Genomic DNA, 255 nt, shown 5'->3' with positions numbered 1-255 from the left:
CCTTGCTTACCATCATTTTCAGAAACTCTTTCTAAAACGTCTGGGAACTCATCTATGGCAATTATGACTGTGTCGCTACCATTTTTTAGGCTTTCATATAATAGATCCCGAATCACCTCATGGGTAATTATTGTTTTTTTGACTTCTTTTCCATTCAAATCCAAGTCAATATTAGTAGGACTGAGCGCTAAACTAAAATTAATATTTTTTGCTTTCTCAATGAATGCGTTTTTAATTTTGTCAAAACGTTTAACA

1 protein-coding gene is annotated in these 255 nt (G+C 32.5%); it reads right to left on the bottom strand.

Going from position 1 to position 255, the window contains the following annotated elements:
- Nucleotides 1-255: hypothetical protein (locus AAEZ09_RS28730; RefSeq protein ID WP_350601733.1), on the bottom strand; the 255-nt coding region annotated here is incomplete at both ends.

The sequence above is a fragment of the Pseudomonas sp. 65/3-MNA-CIBAN-0223 genome (assembly GCF_040310425.1).
GTDB classification, from domain to species: domain Bacteria; phylum Pseudomonadota; class Gammaproteobacteria; order Pseudomonadales; family Pseudomonadaceae; genus Aquipseudomonas; species Aquipseudomonas gregormendelii.
The sequence above is the reverse complement of the archived record's forward strand: the minus strand, read 5'-3'. Positions and strand labels throughout refer to the sequence as shown.